Origin of the sequence: Bradyrhizobium sp. SZCCHNS3002, assembly GCF_032377435.1 — a bacterium.
In the GTDB taxonomy this organism is placed as follows: Bacteria; Pseudomonadota; Alphaproteobacteria; order Rhizobiales; family Xanthobacteraceae; genus Bradyrhizobium.
Genome location: NZ_JAUHHY010000007.1, coordinates 340,536 through 362,800, shown reverse-complemented (window position 1 = coordinate 362,800; position 22,265 = coordinate 340,536). Strand labels below are relative to the sequence as shown.

General features: G+C 66.6%; 17 protein-coding genes. 8 read left to right on the top strand and 9 right to left on the bottom strand.

The features are described 5' to 3' along the window. Nucleotides 1-144: 144 nt before the first annotated feature. On the bottom strand, nt 145-1,941 hold the full coding sequence (locus tag QW845_RS17710) for a tetratricopeptide repeat protein (protein ID WP_315802828.1): 1,797 nt from the start codon (nt 1,939-1,941) through the stop codon (nt 145-147). 241 nt (nt 1,942-2,182) lie between these two features. Continuing rightward, complete coding sequence (locus tag QW845_RS17705; protein ID WP_315802827.1) at nt 2,183-3,841, bottom strand: electron transfer flavoprotein-ubiquinone oxidoreductase; 1,659 nt, start codon at nt 3,839-3,841, stop codon at nt 2,183-2,185. Between the two features lie 304 nt (nt 3,842-4,145). Here QW845_RS17705 and QW845_RS17700 point away from each other — a divergent pair, with 304 nt between their 5' ends. Continuing rightward, nucleotides 4,146-4,964 carry a uracil-DNA glycosylase gene (locus QW845_RS17700; RefSeq protein WP_315802881.1) on the top strand — a complete coding sequence of 273 codons (819 nt, stop codon included), beginning with the start codon at nt 4,146-4,148 and terminating at the stop codon, nt 4,962-4,964. A 147-nt stretch (nt 4,965-5,111) separates the two neighbouring features. Here the strand turns inward: QW845_RS17700 and QW845_RS17695 are convergent, their stop codons facing one another. The 4 genes from QW845_RS17695 to QW845_RS17680 form a co-directional block, all read right to left on the bottom strand. Beyond that, the gene (locus QW845_RS17695) at nt 5,112-6,620 is read right to left on the bottom strand and encodes a glycosyltransferase family 39 protein (protein WP_315802826.1); all 1,509 of its coding nucleotides are present in this window, start codon (nt 6,618-6,620) and stop codon (nt 5,112-5,114) included. 208 nt (nt 6,621-6,828) lie between these two features. Then, a complete protein-coding gene (locus QW845_RS17690; protein WP_315802825.1) occupies nt 6,829-7,683 on the bottom strand; it encodes a ribonuclease HII in 855 nt (284 codons plus the stop codon). Between the two features lie 76 nt (nt 7,684-7,759). Further along, entirely contained in the window at nt 7,760-8,209 is a 450-nt protein-coding gene (locus tag QW845_RS17685; RefSeq protein WP_315802824.1) for a VOC family protein, read from the bottom strand. Between the two features lie 19 nt (nt 8,210-8,228). After that, nucleotides 8,229-9,407, bottom strand: a complete 1,179-nt coding sequence (locus QW845_RS17680; protein WP_315802880.1) for a PA0069 family radical SAM protein — start codon at nt 9,405-9,407, stop codon at nt 8,229-8,231. Between the two features lie 188 nt (nt 9,408-9,595). Here QW845_RS17680 and QW845_RS17675 point away from each other — a divergent pair, with 188 nt between their 5' ends. The 6 genes from QW845_RS17675 to QW845_RS17650 all read left to right on the top strand — a co-directional run bounded on the left by QW845_RS17675 (nt 9,596) and on the right by QW845_RS17650 (nt 17,903). Next, complete coding sequence (locus tag QW845_RS17675) at nt 9,596-12,013, top strand: phosphoketolase family protein (RefSeq protein WP_315802823.1); 2,418 nt, start codon at nt 9,596-9,598, stop codon at nt 12,011-12,013. A 106-nt stretch (nt 12,014-12,119) separates the two neighbouring features. Beyond that, a complete protein-coding gene (locus QW845_RS17670; protein ID WP_315802879.1) occupies nt 12,120-14,045 on the top strand; it encodes a hypothetical protein in 1,926 nt (641 codons plus the stop codon). Between the two features lie 8 nt (nt 14,046-14,053). Continuing rightward, entirely contained in the window at nt 14,054-15,658 is a 1,605-nt protein-coding gene (locus QW845_RS17665; protein ID WP_315802822.1) for a PEP/pyruvate-binding domain-containing protein, read from the top strand. 128 nt (nt 15,659-15,786) lie between these two features. Continuing rightward, entirely contained in the window at nt 15,787-16,359 is a 573-nt protein-coding gene (locus QW845_RS17660) for a glycosyl transferase (RefSeq protein WP_315802821.1), read from the top strand. Between the two features lie 66 nt (nt 16,360-16,425). Further along, on the top strand, nt 16,426-17,355 hold the full coding sequence (locus QW845_RS17655) for a helix-turn-helix domain-containing GNAT family N-acetyltransferase (protein WP_315802820.1): 930 nt from the start codon (nt 16,426-16,428) through the stop codon (nt 17,353-17,355). Between the two features lie 134 nt (nt 17,356-17,489). After that, on the top strand, nt 17,490-17,903 hold the full coding sequence (locus tag QW845_RS17650; protein ID WP_315802819.1) for a hypothetical protein: 414 nt from the start codon (nt 17,490-17,492) through the stop codon (nt 17,901-17,903). 40 nt (nt 17,904-17,943) lie between these two features. On the opposite strand, the gene moaB is transcribed toward QW845_RS17650, so the two are convergent. Further along, on the bottom strand, nt 17,944-18,504 hold the full coding sequence (moaB, locus tag QW845_RS17645) for a molybdenum cofactor biosynthesis protein B (RefSeq protein WP_315802818.1): 561 nt from the start codon (nt 18,502-18,504) through the stop codon (nt 17,944-17,946). A gap of 11 nt (nt 18,505-18,515) precedes the next feature. After that, nucleotides 18,516-19,436, bottom strand: a complete 921-nt coding sequence (locus tag QW845_RS17640) for a neutral zinc metallopeptidase (protein WP_315802817.1) — start codon at nt 19,434-19,436, stop codon at nt 18,516-18,518. 386 nt (nt 19,437-19,822) lie between these two features. On the opposite strand from QW845_RS17640, the gene QW845_RS17635 reads away from it, so the two are divergent. Then, on the top strand, nt 19,823-20,956 hold the full coding sequence (locus QW845_RS17635; RefSeq protein WP_315802816.1) for a site-specific DNA-methyltransferase: 1,134 nt from the start codon (nt 19,823-19,825) through the stop codon (nt 20,954-20,956). A 3-nt stretch (nt 20,957-20,959) separates the two neighbouring features. Here QW845_RS17635 and QW845_RS17630 read toward each other — a convergent pair whose 3' ends face one another. Then, nucleotides 20,960-21,997, bottom strand: coding sequence for a hypothetical protein (locus QW845_RS17630; protein ID WP_315802815.1), 1,038 nt, complete (start codon nt 21,995-21,997; stop codon nt 20,960-20,962). Between the last annotated feature and the right edge of the window lie 268 nt (nt 21,998-22,265).

Here is a 22,265-nt window from a genome sequence, read left to right as displayed (position 1 = left end):
CGGTGGTGGAGGTCGGTTGCCAACGCGCTGCGGCTCAGGCCGAAACGGACGTGGCCGACAACCGCCACCCCTTCATCAAAATCATCCGGGCTCCCCGGCAAGCCGAGGAGCCCGTGATGGCTCTCATATCGCGATCAGGACGAACTAGCCGCCCTTGCCATCGTCCTTCTTGGCGTCGGACGGCGTGTCCTTGGTGTCGTTGCTGGCCGCAGCGGGCGCCGGATCATCGGGCAGGCCATTCTGGATCTTGGCCTCGATCTTCGGCAGCTCCTCGGCCTCCGGCTTCAGGTCGCGGGCATGGGCCCACTGGAACTTGGCTTCCAGCTTGCGGCCGACGCGCCAATAGGCGTCGCCGAGATGGTCGTTGATGGTCGGATCCTCGGGCTTGAGGTCGATCGCGCGCTCGAGGTTCTTGACCGCCTCCTCGTAATTGCCGATGCGGTAATAGGCCCAGCCGAGCGAGTCGACGATGTAGCCGTCGTCGGGCCGCTGCTCGACGGCGCGCTTGATCATCTTCATGCCTTCGTCGAGATTGATGCCCTGGTCGATCCAGGAATAGCCGAGATAGTTCAGCACGTGCGGCTGGTCGGGCTGCAGCTCGAGCGCCTTGCGCATGTCGGCCTCGGCCTTCGGCCACTGCTTGGAGCGCTCCAGGCAGATGCCGCGATAGTAGTAATAGACGCTGTTGGCCTTGTCGTTGTTGGCGGGCAGCGAATCGACGCCGAGCGAATAGGTCTTGGCGCAATCGGCGAACTTCTTGCGGCCGCGCTCGATGTTGCCGAGCGCCATGATCGCCTCGAGATCCTTCGGATCCTGGGCAATCACGTCCTTGAGGATCTTGATCGCCTCGTCGCTGCGGTCGGCGCTGTCGAGATCGGTGGCGAGCTGGATCTGGGCGTTGCGCTTCAGTGGCGAGCTCGCCGGCACCCGCTCATAGACCTTGATCGCCATCTGCGGCTTCTTCACCGTCTCGTAGAGATCGGCGAGCGACAGCAGCGCCAGCGGATGATTCGGCTGCAGGTGCAGCGCGAGCTGCAGATAGACCAGCGCCAGATCCTCGCCGCCGCGGCGGCTCAAGGTGGCGCCGATGCCGTACAGCGCCTCGGCGGCGCCGGCCTGCGGCGAGTCGACCAGCGGCGGCAGCTTCTTGCCGGCCTTGGTCTCGCGCAGGCCCTCCTGCACCAGCGGATGGCGCGCGAGCTTCTTGTCGAAGGCTTCATAGATCGCGGTCGCCGCCGCCGCATCCTTGTTGCGCGACAGCCAATGCGCATAGGCCTCGGTGATGCGCAGCATCGAATCGTCGAGCTTGTAGGCGCGCTCGAACCGGGTGCCGGCGTCCTTCTCCTTGCCGGCCAGCTCCAGGATCATGCCGGCATGAAGGTCCTTGAACAGCGGATACCATTCGGGACCGGTCAGCTTGTCGATATTGGCGACGGCGGTCTTCGAATCGCCCGCGCCTGCCGCGGCCCACGCCGACAGCAAGGTGGCGACGAGATCGGTGATCGGCCCGCGCACCGACTGGTTGATGTTGGTCTGGGCAGCCGCGTATTTCTTCTGCTTGATGTCCTGCACGCCGACCACGAGCCGCGCGATGCGGTTCGACTTGTCGATCGTGAGCACGCGCTCGGCGAGCTTCACGGCCTCGTCGATGTCGCCATCGGCGACCGAGGAGATGAAGGCGCGGTCGAGCAGCTCGTTGTTCTTCGGGTCGCTGCGTAGCGCCGAGCGGTAGAACGCCGCCGCCGAGGCTGCGTCGCGCTCGACGCTGGCGTGGCGGGCCGCCAGATAGCTGCCCGATGTGGTGAGCGACTTCAGATCGACGCTGGTCGGAAATTTTGCGGCGTTATCCGCAGGATGATCCGGCGTCTGGGCCAGGACGGCACCGGGGAGCAGCAAGGCAGAAACGGCAATTGCGGTCCAGCGATTGCGAATTGACAACATCACGGTGCGCTCTGGTTGTTGGAAATGACGGATCGGTACGGACACGAACCCGATCGGCAGCTCTTCAAGGCGCCGACAATGCCGCGTTTGGCGGCCAACCGCAAGGATTTGCAGGATATTCGGGTCAGCCGGGAGCCCCTTTGGCGAAGGTGACCTGCGTCAAACCGCGCCAGTATGGCCGTATCGTGGCCGGCTGCCCTCCCCGGGGCAGCCGACTCACGCAATCGTGCGCATGCGGAGGCTACATCGCCTCGTAGTTCGGCCCGCCGCCGCCTTCCGGAGGAACCCAGGTGATGTTGCCGTTGGGATCCTTGACGTCGCAGGTTTTGCAGTGGACGCAGTTCTGCGCGTTGATCACGAACCGCGGGCTCGTGCCCTCCTCGACCCATTCGTACACGCCCGCCGGGCAATAGCGGTTGGACGGCCCGGCATAGACGTCGTGCTCGGAGCTTTTCTGCAGCGCCATGTCGGCGACCTTCAGATGCACCGGCTGGTCTTCCTCGTGATTGGTGTTCGACAGGAACACCGAGGACAGCCGGTCGAAGGTCAGCTTGCCGTCCGGCTTCATCGCAGGCTTCGGCTGATGCGCCTTGGCGGGATCGAGCGTGGCGCGATCGGGCTTGGCGTGCGACTGGGTGCCGAACAGCGAGAAGCCGAGCGTGTTGCACCACATGTCGAAGCCGCCGAGGACGACGCCGAGCACGGTGCCGAACTTCGACCACAGCGGCTTGACGTTGCGGACCTTGAACAGGTCCTCGCCCACCGGCGAGCCGCGCCAGGCGTTCTCGTAACTCACCAGCTCGTCATTGGCGCGGCCGGATGCGAGCGCGGCATTGACGTGCTCGGCCGCGAGCATCGCGCTGCCCATCGCATTGTGCACGCCCTTGATGCGCGGCACGTTGACGAAGCCCGCCGCGCAGCCGATCAGCGCGCCGCCGGCGAACGACAGCCGCGGCACCGACTGATAGCCGCCCTCGGTGATCGCGCGCGCCCCGTAGGCAAGCCGCTTGCCGCCCTCGAACACGCCGCGGATCGAGGGATGGGTCTTGAAGCGCTGGAATTCCTCGAACGGCGACAGATAGGGATCGTCGTAGTTCAGGTGGACGACGAAGCCGACCGCGACGAGGTTGTCGTCATAGTGATACAGGAACGAGCCGCCGCCGGTCTTCATGTCGAGCGGCCAGCCGAACGAATGCTGGATCAGGCCCTTCTGATGCTTGGCCGGATCGATCTGCCAGACTTCCTTGAGACCGATGCCGAATTTCGCCGGCTCGCTCTTGGCGTCCAGCGCAAACTTGGCGATCAGCTGCTTGGACAGGCTGCCGCGCGCGCCCTCGGCGAACAGCGTGTACTTGCCGAGCAGCTCCATGCCGCGCGTGAACGAGGCTTTCGGCTTGCCGTCCTTGCCGATGCCCATGTCGCCGGTGGCGATGCCGCGCACCGCGCCCTGCTCGTCATACAGCACCTCGGTGGCCGCGAAGCCCGGATAGATCTCGACGCCGAGCGCCTCGGCCTTGCGCGACAGCCAGCGGCAGACATTGCCGAGCGAGCCGACGTAGCAATGATGGTTGTCCATCAAGGGCGGCATCGCGAAGCCCGGCAGCGGGATCGCGCTGCTTTCGGTCATCCAGAAGAACTTGTCGACCTTGACCTGGGTCTTCAGCGGGCAATCATCGTCCGAGCGCCAATCGGGAATGAGCTTGTCGAGCGCAGCCGGATCGATCACCGCACCAGACAGAATGTGCGCGCCGACCTCGGAGCCCTTCTCGACCACGACGATGTTGAGGTCGGCATTGAGCTGCTTCAGCCGGATCGCGGCAGTCAGGCCCGACGGGCCGGCGCCGACGATGACGACGTCGAACTCCATGGATTCGCGCGGAGGTAACTCTTCGGTGCTCATGTCTCTCAATCTCAGGCCCGGCCGGTGCAGTGGATCTGGCCTTTGCATCCCCCTGGCGCGTGCAAAGGTCAAACCCGGAGCTGCAACAGCAACAATGACTTAACTAGGGTTCCTGGAGGCGCCGGCGGTTCGCTGATGGGCAGGTCCCGAGGGGAGCGAAGGCTGGCGCCGGAACACTAGGGCGTTCCGTCCCTTTTTTGGGTTATTCCAAGCTCTTGTTTCCGATTTTTCGGGGCAGGACAACCACCGAAATGCATTCCGCCATGCGCCGAGGCGGCGTACACTATGGCGGCGATCGATCATGATGACCCCCGAGCCCCTCCCCGACGTCCGCCAATTGCTCGCCTTCTATCTGGAGGCGGGAGTCGATTGCGCGCTCGCCGACGAGCCGATCAACAGGCTGGTGGAGCCTGAGGCCGCGGCTGCTGCCGCTCCTGCCGCCCGTCAGGCGGCGGCGCCGCAGGCCGGCCGGCTGGCGGCGCCGGCGATCATTCCGCCGCGCGGCGAACCGCCGCCTCCGCCGGAAGCGGCCGTCGCCTCGGCCCGCGAGGCGGCGCGGACAGCGCCGACCCTGGAGGCGCTGCGCGAGCTGCTGGAGAGTTTCGACGGCTGCGCGCTGAAGCAGACGGCGTCGCGGCTGGTGTTCGCCGACGGCAATCCGCAGGCGCGCATCATGCTGGTCGGCGAGGCGCCCGGCCGCGACGAGGACATCGAGGGCCTGCCGTTCGTCGGCCGCTCCGGCAAGCTGCTCGACCGCATGATCGCCGCCATCGGGCTCGACCGCAGCAAGGTCTACATCGCCAACGTCATTCCATGGCGCCCGCCCGGCAATCGCACGCCGACGCCGCAGGAGACGCAGATCTGCCTGCCGTTCATCCGCCGCCAGATCGAGCTGGTCGATCCGGACGTGCTGGTGACGCTCGGCAACCCGTCGACCCAGGCGCTGCTCGGCACCACCGAGGGCATCATGCGCACGCGCGGCAAATGGCGCGACTACGACACCGGCAAGCGCACCATCCGCGCGATCGCGACGTTCCATCCGGCCTATCTGTTGCGCTCGCCGTCCTACAAGCGGCTGTCCTGGCAAGACCTGCGCGCGATCGCGACGGTGCTGGCGGTCTGAGCGCCAGTCTCCTCCGTCATTGCGAGCGAAGCGACTTGGCCGCCGAAGCCTTCTTGGGCGTAGGCGGAAGCGATCCAGAGTCTCGCCCACGATTCTGGATTGCTTCGTCGCTGCGCTCCTCGCAATGACGGAGAGCGCGGCGAAGCGCTACGGCCCTTTCGGTCGCACGATCGCCCAGCCGATGCGCAGCACCGGCTGGCGGCCGTTGATCAGCCAGTCGAAGCTGCGCGGCACCTCCGGCACCAGCCCGGGAAAGCGCTGGGCGATCTCCGGCGGGGGGGTGCCGACCGTGTCGGAGGCGCGCCACACCACGACGCCGCCGCTCTCGGCGAATTTGGCCGGCGTGACCCAGGGTGTCCGCTGCGGGGTGGCATCGAGGAACAGATGCGCGCGGCGGCGGCCGAGCGCGACCAGGCTGGCGAGTTGCGGATCGCCGGCGACCGCCTGCAGCCGCTGGTTGGTACGGCGCTCGAAACTCTCGACGAAGAAACGGGAGATGTCGCGGGCCGGCATCGCCGTCGCGACCTCGCGGTCGCCGAGCAACGGCAGCACCACAGCGCTGCCCGCCGCGAGGATGGCGGGCGCGGCGACCGCAACCGCCCAGACCAGGCGCAGCAGCCGCTGCCGCCGCAGATAGATCAGATCGCCCGACGCGACCACCAGGGCAAGGCCGACCATGGTCAGGGTCACGGCAGTGCCGCCGTACACGGTCGGGAGGCCGAACAGAGCGGAGATCAGACTGCCCGCCAGCGCCGGTGCAATCGCGAAGCAATAGACGAAGTCGCGCGCGAGCGGCGGCACCGAGCGGCGATAGATGATCGGCGCATCGGTCTCGCCGCGATCGATCCAGCCGGCGTCGAGCACCACCAGCAGCAGCACGGCCGAGATCGCCAGCAGCAGTCCCCCCGCCAGCGCGAGCCAATGCCAGGCGCGCACCGGAAGCTCGGCAAGAACGGGCAGCGCCGGCAGGCCGACGCTGTCGGAACGCAGCACGAAAATGAGATAAGGCAGTGCCAGCGCCACCACCACAAGCAGCGCGAACAGCGGATCGAACGAGCGCAGCACGCGGCGGCCCTGCGCGGTCGAGACCACGAAGCCCGCGATCAGCAGCAGCAGGCCGGCGGCGGCCGGCGTGGTCAGCAGCAGCAGGCCGGCCTCGATCGACCAGGCAAACCAGGCGTTGCGCCGGCCCTCGCCGAGAATCCGCCAGCTATGGAGCAGCAGCAGCGCCCAGAGCGGACGCGCCAGCACCTCCGGACCGAATTCCAGCGTGGGCGCACCGAACGCGGTGATGGTCATGGTCAGCAGCACGGCGAGCACCGCCTGCTGGCCGCCGACGATCGCCGCCGCGAGGAGATACATCACCCACAGACTGAGCGCCGAGCACAGCACGGCCAGCACGTAGACGCCGAGCAGATGATCGCCGGCGAGGCGATAGGCGATGTCCGACAGCCAGAACGACAGTGGCGGGCCGAGATCGGTGCCAACCTGGTACTCGCGTCCGAACGCGATGGTGGTGGCAAGCTGGCCGGGCGGGCTGCGATAGAACAGCACGGCCACGCCGAGCCACATCAGGGCCTGGCACAGCACCACGATGACGACGACCAGCCGCGGCCTTGCGCGGATCAGTTCGACAACCAGTGACGTGAAACGCATGAACGGCTGGATCGCTTGGCTGGATCGCTGAGGACGTCGAAGAGGCCGGCAGAACCGTCCCTCATCCGCAGCAGCCTCGCTGTCCGACGCCCGCAATCGATACCGCATGATCGAGGCGCACAAAACCGCCCCCGCTGCGAGGAGTGACAATTCGTGCCGGTTCGCTATCTCAAGCTTTAAGACCGCGGCGCGATCGAGGCAACCAGCATCAGGCCCCGAGCGAGATTTCGGTGGACGTGACCACGGTCACCTCTGCGAAAAGGTCGGGCTCCGGCACCTCGGTCCAGGGCTGATGCTTGCGCCGGGCGGCGACGACCGGCGCAAACAGGCTGCGATGATGTACCGAGGGGCCGAGCCGGTCCAATGCGGCGAGGTGTTCGGGCACAGCATAGCCCTTGTGCTGCTCGAATCCGTAACCAGGGCAGTCCTGCGCCAGTGCGCACATCAGCCGGTCGCGCGTGACCTTGGCGACGATCGAGGCGGCCGCGATCGACATCACCAGACCATCGCCGCCGATCACCGCCTCGCACGCGCAATCGACGTCGATGCGGTCGCGACCGTCGACGAACACGTGCTTCGGCGCCTCGGGCAGCGCCCTCACGGCGCGAGACAGCGCCCACAGCGAGGCACGCAGGATGTTGTCGCGGTCGATTCGGGCCGGCGAGGCGACGGCCACCGCAAACGCAGACGTCTTGCAGATCTTGTCGAACAGCGCCTCGCGCTGCTCCGCGCTCAGCCGCTTGGAATCATCGAGCCCCTTCGGAATGCGCGCGGGATCGAGAATCACGGCAGCAGCGACCACCGGACCAGCCAGCGGCCCCCGTCCCGCCTCGTCGCAGCCCGCGACCGGCCAGATCCCCTGCTTCAGCAGCGCACGCTCCCGCCGGAAGCTCGGCGGCGCCACCGCGATGACGCCCTTGCCGAGCTTGGCGGCGGTCTTGCCCTTGGCGCTCTGCGGCGCAGGCTTGGTCCCGGCCTTTGCAGCGGCGCTCTTCGCCACGGCACCGCTGGCGGCCTTCGCCCTGCCCGGTTTCTTTGACTGATCGCGAATCATGGCCGGCATGGTGCGGAACGGCCCGCGGCGGTGCAACCCGAACGGACCTCAATTCCCCGCTATTCGCACCCTCTCCAGCAACCGGCTACGCCGGCAGATGCACCCGATCATCGTCGCCGACATCGATTCCCGGCGCCACCACCACTTCCCAGACATGACCGTCCGGATCGGCAAAATAGCCGCTGTAACCGCCATAGTCGGTCCGTTGCGCGAGCTTCAGCAGCAGCGCGCCCTTCTCCACTGCCGACGCGAGCGCCGCATCGACCTCGGCGTCCGAACGGCAGTTCCATGCCAGCGTCACGCCGCGGAATGCCTGCGGCCGCGGCGTGTCCGGCACACCCGCGTCGTGGGCGAGCGCGCTCCACGGGTACAGCGCCAGCACCGTCCCGCCAGTGTCGAAGAATGCCACTTCCTCGCCGGTCGCGCGGAATTTTCTGACGAAGCCGAGCGATGCATAGAAGGCGATGCTCCGCCGCATCTCGGATACACCGAGTGTGATGACGGTGAACCGCGGGATAACCGCACCTGCACTCATCGCGCCACCTCCACACATGTCAGAACAGGCTGAGCTGCTGCCCGCCGCCCTTCGGCCGGACGAAATGATCGGTCGTCAGCTTGGTCCGGCGCTTGTTCAGCCCCAGCTTTTCGCAGGCGATCTCGAAGCGGCGGCCGATCATCCAGGCCATCGGGCCTGTCCCCTTCATCCGCGTGCCCCATTGCGAGTCGTAATCGCGGCCGCCGCGCATGTCGCGGATCAGGGTGAAGACGTGGCGGTAGCGGTCGGGATAATGCTCGAGCAGCCATTCGCGGAACAGGTCGCGCACCTCCAGCGGCAGCCGCAGCAGCACATAGGAGGCTTCCTTGACCCCGGCATGGGCGGCGGCATCGAGGATGCGCTCGATCTCGCTGTCATTGAGCGCCGGGATCACCGGCGCCACCATCACCGTCGTCGGGATGCCAGCCTTCGAGAGCGCCTGCAGCGCCTCCAGCCGCTTCGATGGCGTCGACGCCCGCGGCTCCATGGTGCGCGCCAGCTTCGGATCCAGCGTGGTCACTGATATCGCGACCTTCGCCAGGTTCTTCTTGGCCATCCGCGCCAGGATGTCGGCATCACGCATCACCAGCGCCGACTTCGTGACGATCCCGACGGGATGGCCAACCTTTTCCAGCACCTCGAGGATGCCGCGCATGATCTTCCGCTCGCGCTCGATCGGCTGGTAGGGATCGGTGTTGGTCCCGATCGCGATCATCCGCGGCTCGTAGCCGCTGGCCGCGAGCTCCTTCTCCAGGAGAGCGGGCGCATCCGGCTTCACGAACAGCTTGGATTCGAAGTCGAGGCCAGGCGACAGCCCGAGAAACGCATGGGTCGGCCGCGCGAAGCAGTAGACACAGCCGTGCTCGCAGCCGCGATACGGATTGATCGAGCGATCGAAACCGATGTCCGGCGAGTCGTTGCGGGTGATGACCTTGCGCGAGGTATCGGTCGCGACCGTGGTCTTGAACGGCGGCAGATCTTCGAGGCTCTGCCAGCCGTCGTCGAAGACAACGCGCGCCTCCGCCTCGTAGCGGCCGCTCGCATTGGATTGTGCACCCCGGCCGCGGCGCCGGCCCCGTTCGATGGCGACCGCGAGTTCGGGGAAGTCCTTGTCAGGACCGAAAGAAGGCGCGCCCGCCGGCTCGGAGGGCACCGGGACCGGCGGGCGCTTGAGGGCATGTGAAGATGCTCGGCTCATGGCCAAGACATAGCACACAAAGCGAACATTACAAGAACAAAAGAGAACATTTGCGCGGTGGTTCTGAGCCGGCGCAAGGCCAACCATCACATTCCCGTTCTATCCTCGCAGCGCACTGGAACGGGACGGTGCGGCGTTACTCTAATGCACTCTCCCGCGGGCGCGAAGCGGACGGCAAGCGAGGTTACATGAACATCACGTCTTCCCACCAGACGATCCCGGCCGATGATCTCGACCTGCTCGACCGCTACTGGCGTGCGGCCAATTATCTCTCGGTCGGGCAGATCTATCTGCTCGACAACCCGCTGCTGCGCGAGCCGCTGAAAGCGGAGCACGTCAAGCCGCGCCTGCTCGGCCACTGGGGGACGACGCCCGGACTGAATTTCATCTACGCCCATCTCAATCGCGCCATCCAGGCCCAGGATCTCAGCGTCATCTATATCTGCGGTCCCGGCCATGGCGGTCCGGGCATGGTCGCAAACACCTATCTCGAAGGCACATACAGCGAGATCTATCCGGATATCACGGGCGATGCCGATGGCCTGCGCAAGCTGTTCCGGCAGTTCTCCTTCCCTGGCGGCATTCCGAGCCATGCGGCGCCGGAAACGCCGGGCTCGATCCATGAAGGCGGCGAGCTCGGCTACGCGCTGGTGCACGCCTATGGCGCGGCGTTCGATAATCCCGATCTGATCGTGGCCTGCGTGGTCGGCGACGGCGAGGCCGAGACCGGCCCGCTCGCCGCGTCCTGGCATTCGAACAAGTTCCTGAACCCGGCCCATGACGGCGCGGTGCTGCCGATCCTGCATCTCAACGGCTACAAGATCGCCAATCCCACCGTGCTCGGCCGCATGGGCGACGCCGAGCTCAAATGCCTGTTCGAAGGTTACGGTTATGAGCCGCTGTTCGTCGAAGGCGCCGAGCCCAAGCCGATGCATCGGCAGATGGCGGACGCGCTCGATGTCGCGCTCGCAAGCATCCGCTCGATCCAGCAGAATGCGCGTCAGCCGGATGCAACGATCCAACGGCCGCGCTGGCCGATGATCGTGCTGCGCAGCCCGAAGGGCTGGACGGGCCCGAAGGAGGTCGACGGCCTCAAGGTCGAAGGTTTCTGGCGTGCCCACCAGGTGCCGATCGCCAATCCGCGCGGCAAGCCGGAGCATCTCGCGCTGCTCGAAGCCTGGCTGAAGAGCTACGAGCCGGACACATTGTTCGACGCGCAGGGCCGGCTGATGCCGGAGCTGCAGGCGCTGGCGCCGAAGGGCGCGCGGCGCATCGGCGCCAACCCGCACGCCAATGGCGGCTTGCTCAAGCGTGAGCTCAAGCTCCCAAACTACCAGCATTTTGCGGTCGACGTGTCCTCTCCGGGCCAGACCATCGCTGAAGCCACGCGCGAACTCGGCAAGTTCCTGCGCGACGTGATCACGCTGAATGCAGAGACACGCAACTTCCGCATCATGGGCCCGGACGAAACCGCCTCGAACCGGCTCGATGCCGTGTTCGAGGTCACCGAGCGGGTGTGGATGGAGGGCATCGAGCCCTACGACGTCCACCTCGCCCATGACGGCCGCGTCATGGAGGTGCTGAGCGAGCACCTCTGCCAGGGCTGGCTGGAAGGCTATCTGCTCACCGGCCGCCACGGCCTGTTCTCCTGCTACGAGGCGTTCATCCACATCGTCGATTCGATGTTCAACCAGCACGCCAAATGGCTGAAAGTGTCGCGCGAGCTGCCGTGGCGGCGCCCGATCGCCTCGCTGAACTATCTGCTGACGTCACATGTCTGGCGGCAGGACCATAACGGCTTCAGCCATCAGGATCCCGGCTTCGTCGATCTCGTCGCCAACAAGAAGGCCGACATCGTCCGCATCTACTTCCCGCCGGACGCCAACACGCTGCTGTGGATCGCCGACCACTGCCTGCGCACCTATGACCGCATCAACGTCATCGTCGCCGGCAAGCAGCCTGCGCCGCAATGGCTGTCGATGCAGGATGCGGCCATCCATTGCGACGCCGGCATCGGCATCTGGTCGTGGGCCGGCACCGAGCCCGCCGACGAGGAGCCCGACGTGGTGATGGCCTGCGCCGGAGACGTCCCGACTTTGGAAACGCTCGCTGCCGTCGATCTGCTGCGCAAGGAATTGCCCGACCTCAAGATCCGCGTCGTCAACGTCGTTGACCTCATGACCCTGCAGCCGAAGCAGGACCATCCGCACGGCCTCAGCGACCGCGACTTCGACAGCCTGTTCACGACCGACAAGCCGGTGATCTTCGCCTATCACGGCTATCCGTATCTCATCCATCGTCTCACCTACAGCCGCACCAACCATGCCGGCATGCACGTGCGCGGCTTCATCGAGGAAGGCACCACGACGACGCCGTTCGACATGGTCGTGCTCAACGAGCTCGACCGTTTCCACCTCGCCATCGAGGCGATCGAGCGCGTGCCCGGCCTCAGTGTGTCGGCGGCCCATGTGAAGCAGAAATTCCGCGACGCACTGATCGAGCATGCCCGCTACATCCGGGCGCATGGCGAGGACATGCCCGAGATCCGCGACTGGGTCTGGCCGAACAGCACCGGCGACACCACGCCGACACAGGCAGGCGACTGACGTCGCCCGCACACCTTATATGACGGTTCGATGAATGATCCAACGCAAGGACTTGCGTGCGGTGCTGAGGCACGGTGACGGCATCGGAAACCTGATCGATGCCGTCATGAAATCCCAGATCATCAAGGAGCTCGGCGAAGCCGACATCCTGCTGCCGTCACTGATTGCCGACGGTCTCGCTGCCAACGACCGTGTCAAGGTGCGCATGAGCGCGCTGCAGGCCGCCGCCCAGCACGCTCAGGCGCCGGAACAGCGGCCGACCGATCTCTCGACCGAGTGCCGCGCCGCGCGCATCGCACCGGCTGATCTCGCGAGCCTGATCGGCGGCGCGCATCGCACCGCGACCGGACGCCTTGCCGCTCCCGGTCTCGCCGCGCTGATCGGTGATATCGAAAACGATACGCGCGCGATGATCCGCGCGGTCAACGCCGGACGAAGCTCCGAGGGCCAGTCTGCCGAACGCCGGCTCGGCACGATGCAACGCGCGGGCCTGCTGACGATAGGCGACGAAATAGATTTCACGCGCGTCGCGCGTCTGACTGGCGCCCAGGAAGAAGCGGACAGCCTGCACCGGCTGGTGATGGATCTCCACAAGGCGCTCAACCGCATCGCGGCCGACTGCGCCGAGGACACGCTCGACGGAGCTCATGTGTACGGGCTCGCCGCTGACGATAAGCCCGCTGTCGTCGCCTTCATGCGTGGGCTCAACGCGACGCGCGCACTCAAGTTCGACCATCCCGGCCTGGACACGATGGCGACCCGCGCCGGCGAACGCCTCCTAATCCAGAACGACATCGGCACCACCGATGCGCATGTCATGGTGATCGCGGTCCTAGGTCTGACGGTCACGGTCAACTACACCGACGTTCACCTAGCCCGCGCGAAGTTCTTCGTTCGCCTGTTCGATGGTTTCGCGGCGATCTGGAGCGGTCTCGACCGTCACACCGGGACGAACCTCGCGGACGAGAACGCGTTCTACCTGGTGACCGGCCAATTCCAGGGCAACACCGCGCAAGCGCGCGACGATTTCCTCACGGCACTCGGCGCCGCGCTGGTGTTCCTGATCGACTGGAACAAGGCCCGGAAACTGCTGCGGACCTGGCTGTCCAAGGATGATGCGATCAGACTTCTCGACTGGGCGGCGCGCAACCGGATCGGCCACCGCGCCTTCCTCGAGCTCGGCGGCAACGAACTGTTGGGTGCGGCCGTCCGGAACGCTGCGCCCCATCGTATCGGCTTCGGCGAACGTCTGGATCGCGCCCTGGGCCGCACCGCTGCAGTCGAATTTCTCAAGGCCGCGTTGCGTGCTGCGACCGAGGGCCTGCAGGCCGGCCGCTCGGTGCGGCTGGTCCGCGACCAGATCGAAGCCGATCTGGTGCGGCATCTCGATCGTGCCGACGGTGCGCTGCTCGCGATCGTGACGCGCCAGCTCGGCCTGGCCCACGACCTCGCCGCCGCGCTGAACCGCGATCTCAGTGCGCTGCAGTCCGGTGTTTCCGGCGACCGCAAGCTGCTGGCCGCACGCGCCAGCAGGATCGAACAGAAGGCCGACCGGATCGCGATCGAGGCCCGCGAGGAGATCACGCGGCTCAAGGCCGAGCCGCTGATCGCGCAACTGGTCGACCGGGTCGAAGAGGCCGTCGACGAGCTCGAACAGGCGGCGTTCATCGCCTCGCTCGCGCCGGCTGCGATGCCGCCAACGCTGTCGGCGGCCTTGGCCGAGCTCTGCAAGGTCGCCATTGGCGGGATCGAGACGGCCGCGAGCGGCCTCGCCGCCGCTGCCGAGGTGCCCGAAGGACGGCGGGCGGATTCCGATGATGCGCTCGCCGCCGTGCTGCGCCTCATGGACAGCGAACACGCGGCCGATGCGCAGGAACGCGCGATCACCGCCCTCGTGTTCACAGCGGGCTTCGACGTCGCGACATCGCTGTCCGGGCTGGAGCTGGCGCGCGCCATCGAGCGTGCGACCGACCGCCTGGCGAGCTTCGGACATCTGCTGCGCCAGTACATCATGATCGATCTCGCGGGTTAGGAACTGCCATGTCCATCATTTGCATTTTCGGCACGAACACCGAGCCATGCTCGGCCGAGACCGTCGGCGCCAAGGCCGCCAATCTGGCGCGCATGGCGACGCTCGGACTGCCCGTGCCGCCGGCCTTCGTGCTTCCCGTCGAGCTCTGCGCCGACATCATTGCGAACCAGGCCGATGCCGAACGGCGCCTGCGCGACGGCCTGCGGGCGGGCATCCGGTTTCTCGAACAGACGACCGGCCGGGTCTTCGGCGACCATCGCCGGCCCTTGCTTGTATCCGTCCGCTCCGGCGCTGCGCGATCCATGCCGGGCATGCTCGACACCGTGCTCAATGTCGGCTGCACCTCGGCTGCCATGCGCGGCCTGATCCGCAGCACCGGACGGCCGCGCCTCGCCTTCGACTGTCGCCGGCGCTTCATCGAGAGCTTCTCCGAGACCGTGCTCGGCTTCGATGCCGGGACGCTCGCGGCGCGGCGCGACGAGCTGGTTGCGCACGAAGGTGTTGCCAACGACCGGGATCTGGACAGCGAAGCCATTGCGCGGCTCGCGGCCGACGAACAGGCGCTGGTCGAGACCGGCAGCGATGGCTGGCTGGAGGATGCCGAAGCGCAGCTCATGGCCGCGGCGCGTGCCGTCTATGGTTCGTGGAGCAGCGAGCGTGCGCAGACCTATCGCAAGCTGCAGAACCTGGAGGACCTGCGCGGCACAGCCGTCACCGTGCAGACGATGGTGTTCGGCAATGGCGGTCTCGGTTCGGGCGCGGGTGTCGCGTTCTCGCGCGATCCCTCCACCGGGGCGCGGCAGCCCATGATCGACCTCGTGCTCGATGCGCAGGGCGAGGACGTCGTCTCCGGTCGCCGCATGCCGGACAGCGAGGATGCGATCACGCGCGCACTTCCCGCTCTGCGGGATGAGCTCGGTGCGGTGCTGCGGCAGCTCGAACAGGCATTCGGCGACGTGCAGGACGTCGAGTTCACCGTTGAAGATGGCCATTTGTGGATTCTCCAGACCCGGGCCGCCAAGCGCACGCCGCGCGCTGCGTTGAGGTTTGCGGTGGATTTGGTTCGCGAGCGGGTCATCGCGCCTCATGAGGCCCTGGAGCGGCTGGCCGACATCGATCTGGAGCGGCTGGTCGAGACGTCGCTGGTCGCGGCCGGCGCCCCGGTCGCAACAGGCATCGGTGCCTCCGGCGGCATCGCCACAGGGCGCGCCGCCTTCGACGCGGACGGCGCCAAGCGGCTGGCCGCCAGCGGCGAGCCGGTCATCCTAATGCGCCCGGATACCTCGACGGCCGATGTCGCGGGCTTCGCCGTCGCAGCCGGCATCGTGACGTCGGTCGGCGCACGCACCGCCCACGCCGCTCTGGTCGCGCGCCAACTCGGGCGGCCCTGCATCGTCGGCTGTCGTGCGCTCGAGGTGCGTGTCGAAGCCGGCTGCGCGACACTCGCCGGAACGCCGGTCGGAAGCGGCGACTGGGTGACCATCGACGGCGATCGAGGCTGCCTCTATCTCGGACGGCTGGAGATCGTGGCGACTCGACCCGACGCCGAGCTGGCCGAGGTCGCGGCCTGGCGCAGCGGTGCGACCCAGCCCGACAAACGGCTGTCCGCCTGACCCTCCCTTTTCCTCCCCGTGCCGCCAAACCGGCATGCTGCAAAATTCCGCAGCGCAGCGGGCTGATTTGGCTATGACAAGATGATAACAATCATGCCGGAGGCGCGACAGATAACGATGCCAGGTTCATGCTGAGCGTGATCATCCCGACCGAAGGTGTCGAGCAGACCGCCGTGGCCACCCTGTCGGCGCTGGTGCCCGGCGCTGCGGCCGGTGTCGTCACCGAGGTGCTGCTGGTCGATCGCTCGCCCGATTCCAGCGTGATCGAACGTGTCGCCGACGTTGCCGGCTGCCACTTCATGAAGTTCGAGGGCTCCCAGGCCGCTGCCCTTGCGGCAGGGGCGGCGAAAGCGCGTGCGCCCTGGCTGATGTTTCTGCCCGCCGGCGCGATGCTCGATCCCGGCTGGATCGACGAAACCATGCAGTTCGTCCAGAGCGTCGCCGCCGCTGGCCGGCCGCGCGCCGGCGTCTTCCGCTATGCCCGGTCTCCCTATGCCGCCATCAGCCTGCGCGACCGGCTGCGCGCGGTTGCGCGGGTCCTGGTCGGACCGCTCGGCGATCAGGGCCTGCTGATCGCCAGGGATCACTACCGGCAGCTCGGCGGATACAAGCCCGACCACAAGCGCGCCGAGACGCGGCTGCTGCGTCAGCTCGGCCGGTCCTCGCGGACGATGCTGCGCAGCCGGATCGTGATGGTGTAAGCGGCACGACCATACTTGCCAAAGTCAACCAATTGGTTGACAATGGCAAATATTGGAGGCGCCCCCATGAATTCCACCCCAGCCGACGGCCAAGTCGCCGCCATCCGCGCGTTCAACCGCTTCTACACCAGGAAGCTCGGCGCACTGGACCAGCATCTGCTCGACAGTCCGTTTTCGCTGGCCGAGGCGCGTGTGCTCTATGAGCTCGCACAGTACGAGGCCATCTCGGCCAAGGAGATCGGTCTCTCGCTCGGCCTCGATGCCGGCTATCTCAGCCGCATCGTCCAGAGCTTCGACGAGCAGGGGCTGATCACCCGCACGCCTTTGCCAACCGACCGCAGGCAGCAGCAGCTCGGCCTGACCGCGAAGGGACGGCAGGCCTATGCCAAGCTTGACCGCAGCTCGCAGAAGGAGATCGCGGCCATGCTGGCGCCGCTGGCGCCCTCCGTGCGCGACCGGCTGGTCGGTGCAATGACGACGATCGCGACCGCCCTGGAGCCGCAGCAGCCGGGCCGCTCCCCGGTGCTGCTGCGCAGCCATCGCCCGGGCGACATCGGCTGGGTGGTTTCACGGCATGGCGCCGTCTACGCCGAGGAATATGGCTGGGACGTCTCGTTCGAGGCGCTGGTCGCCGAGATCGGCGCACAGTTCATCAGGAGCTACGACCCGGCCCGCGAGCAGTGCTGGATCGCCGAGCTCGCCGGTGAGCCGGTCGGCTCGATCTTCCTGGTCAAGGGCAGCGACGAGGTCGCCAAGCTGCGGCTGCTGCTGGTCGAGAAGAAGGCACGCGGGCTCGGCGTCGGCCGGGCTCTGACCGAACAATGCATCCGCTTCGCGCGCGAGAAGAACTACAGGACGATCGAGCTGTGGACGCAGAGCATTCTCACCGCCGCGCGCGACATCTATGCCCGCGCCGGGTTTCGCAAGATCGCCGAGGAGCCGCACGCCATGTTCGGCGTCCCGCTGACCGGCGAGACATGGCGGCTGGAGCTGTAGCCGCGCGGCTAGCACAACAACCGCCGGTGGGCCGAGGATCACCTCCACAACAGGCTGCGCATGCCGATTGCGAAGTTCCGGCGCGCCGGTAGTATCGCGCCAAACTGGGGCGGGTATCGGCAGTGATGCAATCGATGATGCGTTCGAAGCTTGCGGCGCTTGTCGCGCTGGCAGGCGCGTTTGGGGTCGAGACTGGGACGGCGGCGCACGCCGCGCCCAAAGGGCGCGCAACGGTCGCGATTACGCGCACGACGGACTTCCTCTATCTGGCGGCGCCGGCGGCGATCGAGATCAATGGCGTTAAGGTGGCGAGCCTTGGCCGCGGCGAGAGCTATAGCGGCCCGATTGCGCCCGGCGCCACCACGATCACCGTGTCGACATGGTCCTCGCCGGGCTCGTCGAACATTCGTTTCACCGCCGTGCCCGGCAAGACCTACCGGATGGTCGTGGGGCCGCGCGGCCAGAATTTCGCGGCCAGCATGATGGGCGGCCTCATCGGAGCGGCGATCGAAGGCGGCGGCGCCTTCGAGATCGTACCAACGAAGTGAGACGCGCGATCAACGCGCGACGCGGCATCGCGCCGTGGCCCTACGCCGTCGCGCCCTGCGCCTTCGGCCGGCGCAGATGCTCGTCGAGCCGCGGCATGATCTCGACGAAGTTGCAGGGTCGCGTGCGATAGTCGAGCTGGGCGGCGAGGATGCCGTCCCAGCCGTCACGGCAGGCGCCCGGTGATCCCGGCAGGCAGAAGATGTAGGTCGCTCCGGCGACGCCGGCCGTGGCCCGGCTCTGGATCGTCGACGTCCCGATCTTGGCGTGGCTCAGCATGTGGAAGGCGATCGAGAAGCCGTCCATGCGCTTCTCGAACAGCGGCTCGATCGCTTCCGGCGTGACGTCACGGCCGGTGAAGCCGGTGCCGCCGGTGGTGATGACGACGTCGACGCCGGGGTCGGCGATCCACGACTTCACCACCGCGCGAATCTTCTCGACATCGTCGGTGACGATCTCGCGCGCCGCGAGCTTGTGGCCGGCGGCGGTCAGGCGGTCGCTCAAGGTGGTGCCCGACTTGTCGTCGGCGAGCGAACGCGTGTCCGACACCGTCAGCACGGCGATGTTGAGGGGAATGAAGCTCTTGCTCTCGTCGATCGCCATGAGCGCGTCTCCTACAGCGAACCGGCGCTGAACGTATTGCAGGCCTGCACCGTGCCCTGCTGATAGCCGACCATGAACCAGCGCTTGCGCTGCGCGGCAGAGCCATGGGTGAACGAATCCGGCACCACGCGTCCGGTCGCCTTCCGCTGCAGGGTGTCGTCGCCGATCGCCGAGGCCGTCGTCAGCGCGGCGTCGATGTCGCCATCCTCGAGGAAGCCCGGACGCTTCTTGGCCTCACGATTGACCCACACCCCGGACAGGCAATCGGCCTGCAGCTCGACCTTGACCTGCAGCGCGTTGGCTTCGGCCTTGTTGTCCGACTGCTGCTGCATCCGCGTGACGCGCGGCAAGATGCCGAGCAGGTTCTGGACGTGGTGTCCCGCCTCGTGGGCAATGATGTAGGCCGCGGTGAACTTGCAGGCGCTGCCCGAGCAGCCCCGGAAGCGCGTCTCGACCTCGCGGAAGAAGTTGGTGTCGAGGAAGATCTGCCGGTCCGGCGGACAGTAGAACGGCCCCATCGCCGACTGCGCCATGCCGCAGCGGCCGCCATTGGTGCTGTTGCGAAACAGCACGATCTTGGGCCCGGTATAATTCTGGCCGCTGGCCTGGAAGATCTCGCTCCAGCGGTCGTCGATCTCGCCGAGCACGCCGGAGATCATGTCACCCATCTCGTCCTTCGGCGCGCCGGTCTTGCCGGGCGACCGCCGGTCGGCCTGCTCCATCGGCGCGCCGCCACGGGTGATCATCTCGGCGCCGCCGATCAGGATACGCGGGTCGATGCCGAAGGCGTAGCCGATCAGGCCGAGCACGATGATGGTGCCAATGCCGAGCCCGCCGCCGCCGATCGGCAGACCCATACCGCCGCCCATCCCGCCGCCTTCGTCGCGACGGTCGTCGATGTCGTCGCTGCGACGGAAATCATCGTAACGCATGGCGGCCTTTCCTCACTGTCCTTGCGCGGCTCTGCGCGAAATGCCTAACGCGGCAAACAGGTAAAATTTCCACTGTGTTAATCAATAACCCGGCCGGCAAATTTTGCCTAGCGCGAGCCGAAAAATCCGGCATGTGCAACCTCCCCTCGCCGGGCGGCGGCGTGCGCGCGAAGCGAAAAAGCCCATCGCAATCGCCACGTTGCGCAGAGATCATCGCGCATCGACGAACGGCTCATCATCGTCGGTGCGCGTGATGAACGCGTGCGCATCGATGCGAAAAATTTTCCCGATTAAGTCCATTTTTACTTTGCCACGTCAATGTGTGGGCAGTCGGTTGTTAGGTCCCGCGTCGCCGACAGCGTCGCCTGAGTCAGAGTTCTTGAGTCATGGTAGAGTCGCGTCGCGGGGCGTCTGCAAAGGCGCCCCGCACTAAATTTCAGCCGCTTGAAGAGCAACGAATCATCGTCGGCGACTGCGTCGCCGAGATGTCGAAACTGCAGGCCGCATCCGTCGACCTGGTGTTCGCGGATCCTCCCTACAATCTGCAGCTCAAGGGCGAGCTCAAGCGTCCCGACGAATCGCAGGTCGATGCCGTCAACGACGATTGGGACAAGTTCTCCTCGTTCGCCGCCTATGACGACTTCACCCGCGCCTGGCTGCTCGCCGCGCGCCGCGCGATGAAGCCGAGCGCGACGATCTGGGTGATCGGCTCCTATCACAACATCTTCCGCGTCGGCGCGATCATGCAGGATCTCGGCTTCTGGATCCTCAACGACATCGTCTGGCGCAAGTCCAACCCGATGCCGAACTTCCGCGGCCGCCGCTTCACCAACGCGCACGAGACCATGATCTGGGCCGCGCGTGACGAGAAGGCGAAGGGCTACACGTTCAACTACGAAGTGCTGAAGGCCGCCAACGAGGACGTTCAGGCGCGCTCGGACTGGCTGATTCCGTTGTGCACCGGCGAGGAGCGGCTGAAGGACGCCGACGGCAAGAAGGTTCATCCGACGCAGAAGCCGGAGGGCCTGCTGGCGCGGGTGCTGCTGTCGTCATCGAAGCCCGGCGATCTCGTGATCGATCCGTTCAACGGCACCGGCACGACCGGGGCCGTGGCAAAACGCCTCGGCCGCCGCTACATCGGTTTCGAGCGCGACAAGGTCTATGCGAAGGCGGCAGAGCGGCGCATCGCCGCGGTCGAGCCGCTGCCGGAGGCCACGCTCGCACCGTTCATGACGGCCCGCGAAGCGCCGCGCGTCGCCTTCTCGGAGCTGATCGAACGCGGCATGATCGCGCCCGGCACCAAGCTCGTCGACTCCAAGCGCCGCCACGGCGCGCTGGTGCGCGCCGATGGGGCCATCATGCTGGGCGACAAGGTCGGCTCGATCCACCGCATCGGCGCGGTGGCGCAAGGTCTGCCGGCCTGCAACGGCTGGACCTTCTGGCATGTCGAGACGAAGGGCGGCCTCAGGCTGATCGACGAATTGCGCGCCGAGATTCGCTCCGAGATGTCCGTCGCCTGACGCTCACGAATTCCGGCGTTCCTGTCCGGAATAACGCGCCAGCAGGTCTTCGACCTCGTACTGCTCATCGTAGCGAGCGTCGTCGCGCGGCACGACCGAGACCTGCGCAGTCGACTGCGACGATTTACCCCTGCGTCCCGCCAGGGCCGGATAGTAGCTGTCCACCGGCGGCAGCTGCATGCGATCGAGCTCAGGCTCCGCCGGCCAACGCGTGACGCGCCGGGCGGCCGCCGGCTCGATGCGGAGCTGCCGCCTGCCCCGGGCGCGCGCAAACAGCACGCTGATCGAGAAGCCCGCAATCGCGACTGCGCCGAGGAAAGCGAACATCCGCGTCTTGGACGCATCGTCCCCGGACATGCCGATCGTCACGGCCGGCGACGCATCCGCAGCGGCCAGCGCCGGCGTCGCGGGAGCAGCCGCTTCCGCGGCGCTGGTGTCGCTGGCGGCAGCGAGCGTGTAGGAGGATGCGCGCGGCGCGCCGGGCTCCGCCGCTGCCTGCAGCGTGCCGGACTGGTCGGGCCAACGCGTCGCAACAGCAGATTCGTTCACAGCCGCGCCGACCGGGTCGGGCGCACCCGCCGACGCTGACGCGACGGGCGCCGGCGCGGCGACCGGTGCAGGCGCGGCCGGAAATGCAGCAACCGACGGAAACGCAGACGTCGCTGGCACAGACGCCGCAGCGGTCGGCGTCGAGGACACGACCTTCACCTCATCGGCGGCGTCCTTGGACGACGATTGGATCTCGGCACGTGCATTGGCCGCGGTCGACGAGAGCTGAGCCCGCTCCTTCTGCGAGGCGAGCTTGCGCGTGACCAGCGACGCGCCCTTCGCTTCGCGATCGTCATCGCGCAGATACCAGCACTGCTTCTTGGTCGCGCGATCGATGCGATAGAACCAGTGCTTCCCCGCCGGCGTCCCCGCAGGCTTTGCAAGGCATTCGTCTGCAGCCGATGCCGGTGTAAACTCGATTGTCGTCGCAGCCGCTCCCGCCAGCACGGCGATAGCAACGCACGGCAACAAACTCGTCGTTCGATTCGTCATCAGACCTCCGACGATTCAACGCGCCCCCGTTGCGCCGTTTCGGCGATGACTTCGTTCGGAATAAGGCTGCGGAGGTTCCATTTGTCGAAACAATGTTAGAACAGCGGTGTCCTTTGGATGCGTTCTAATATTTTCGGGCTGTTTTGTCGCAGCAACAGTGGGATAGTCGATGCTGTGTCTCCCATCGTGCGTTATGTCGCTCACGACAAACACGCGGATGTGAGAAAACCCAAGACTGCAATCATGAATGCCAATCACCGCGACGCGC

Coding starts and splice junctions, on each gene's coding strand:
- QW845_RS17710 (WP_315802828.1), bottom strand. CDS start 1,941: ATGTTGTCAATTCGCAATCGCTGGACCGCAATTGCCGTTTCTGCCTTG.
- QW845_RS17705 (WP_315802827.1), bottom strand. CDS start 3,841: ATGAGCACCGAAGAGTTACCTCCGCGCGAATCCATGGAGTTCGACGTC.
- QW845_RS17700 (WP_315802881.1), top strand. CDS start 4,146: ATGACCCCCGAGCCCCTCCCCGACGTCCGCCAATTGCTCGCCTTCTAT.
- QW845_RS17695 (WP_315802826.1), bottom strand. CDS start 6,620: ATGCGTTTCACGTCACTGGTTGTCGAACTGATCCGCGCAAGGCCGCGG.
- QW845_RS17690 (WP_315802825.1), bottom strand. CDS start 7,683: ATGCCGGCCATGATTCGCGATCAGTCAAAGAAACCGGGCAGGGCGAAG.
- QW845_RS17685 (WP_315802824.1), bottom strand. CDS start 8,209: ATGAGTGCAGGTGCGGTTATCCCGCGGTTCACCGTCATCACACTCGGT.
- QW845_RS17680 (WP_315802880.1), bottom strand. CDS start 9,407: ATGAGCCGAGCATCTTCACATGCCCTCAAGCGCCCGCCGGTCCCGGTG.
- QW845_RS17675 (WP_315802823.1), top strand. CDS start 9,596: ATGAACATCACGTCTTCCCACCAGACGATCCCGGCCGATGATCTCGAC.
- QW845_RS17670 (WP_315802879.1), top strand. CDS start 12,120: ATGAAATCCCAGATCATCAAGGAGCTCGGCGAAGCCGACATCCTGCTG.
- QW845_RS17665 (WP_315802822.1), top strand. CDS start 14,054: ATGTCCATCATTTGCATTTTCGGCACGAACACCGAGCCATGCTCGGCC.
- QW845_RS17660 (WP_315802821.1), top strand. CDS start 15,787: ATGCTGAGCGTGATCATCCCGACCGAAGGTGTCGAGCAGACCGCCGTG.
- QW845_RS17655 (WP_315802820.1), top strand. CDS start 16,426: ATGAATTCCACCCCAGCCGACGGCCAAGTCGCCGCCATCCGCGCGTTC.
- QW845_RS17650 (WP_315802819.1), top strand. CDS start 17,490: ATGATGCGTTCGAAGCTTGCGGCGCTTGTCGCGCTGGCAGGCGCGTTT.
- moaB (WP_315802818.1), bottom strand. CDS start 18,504: ATGGCGATCGACGAGAGCAAGAGCTTCATTCCCCTCAACATCGCCGTG.
- QW845_RS17640 (WP_315802817.1), bottom strand. CDS start 19,436: ATGCGTTACGATGATTTCCGTCGCAGCGACGACATCGACGACCGTCGC.
- QW845_RS17635 (WP_315802816.1), top strand. CDS start 19,823: ATGGTAGAGTCGCGTCGCGGGGCGTCTGCAAAGGCGCCCCGCACTAAA.
- QW845_RS17630 (WP_315802815.1), bottom strand. CDS start 21,997: ATGACGAATCGAACGACGAGTTTGTTGCCGTGCGTTGCTATCGCCGTG.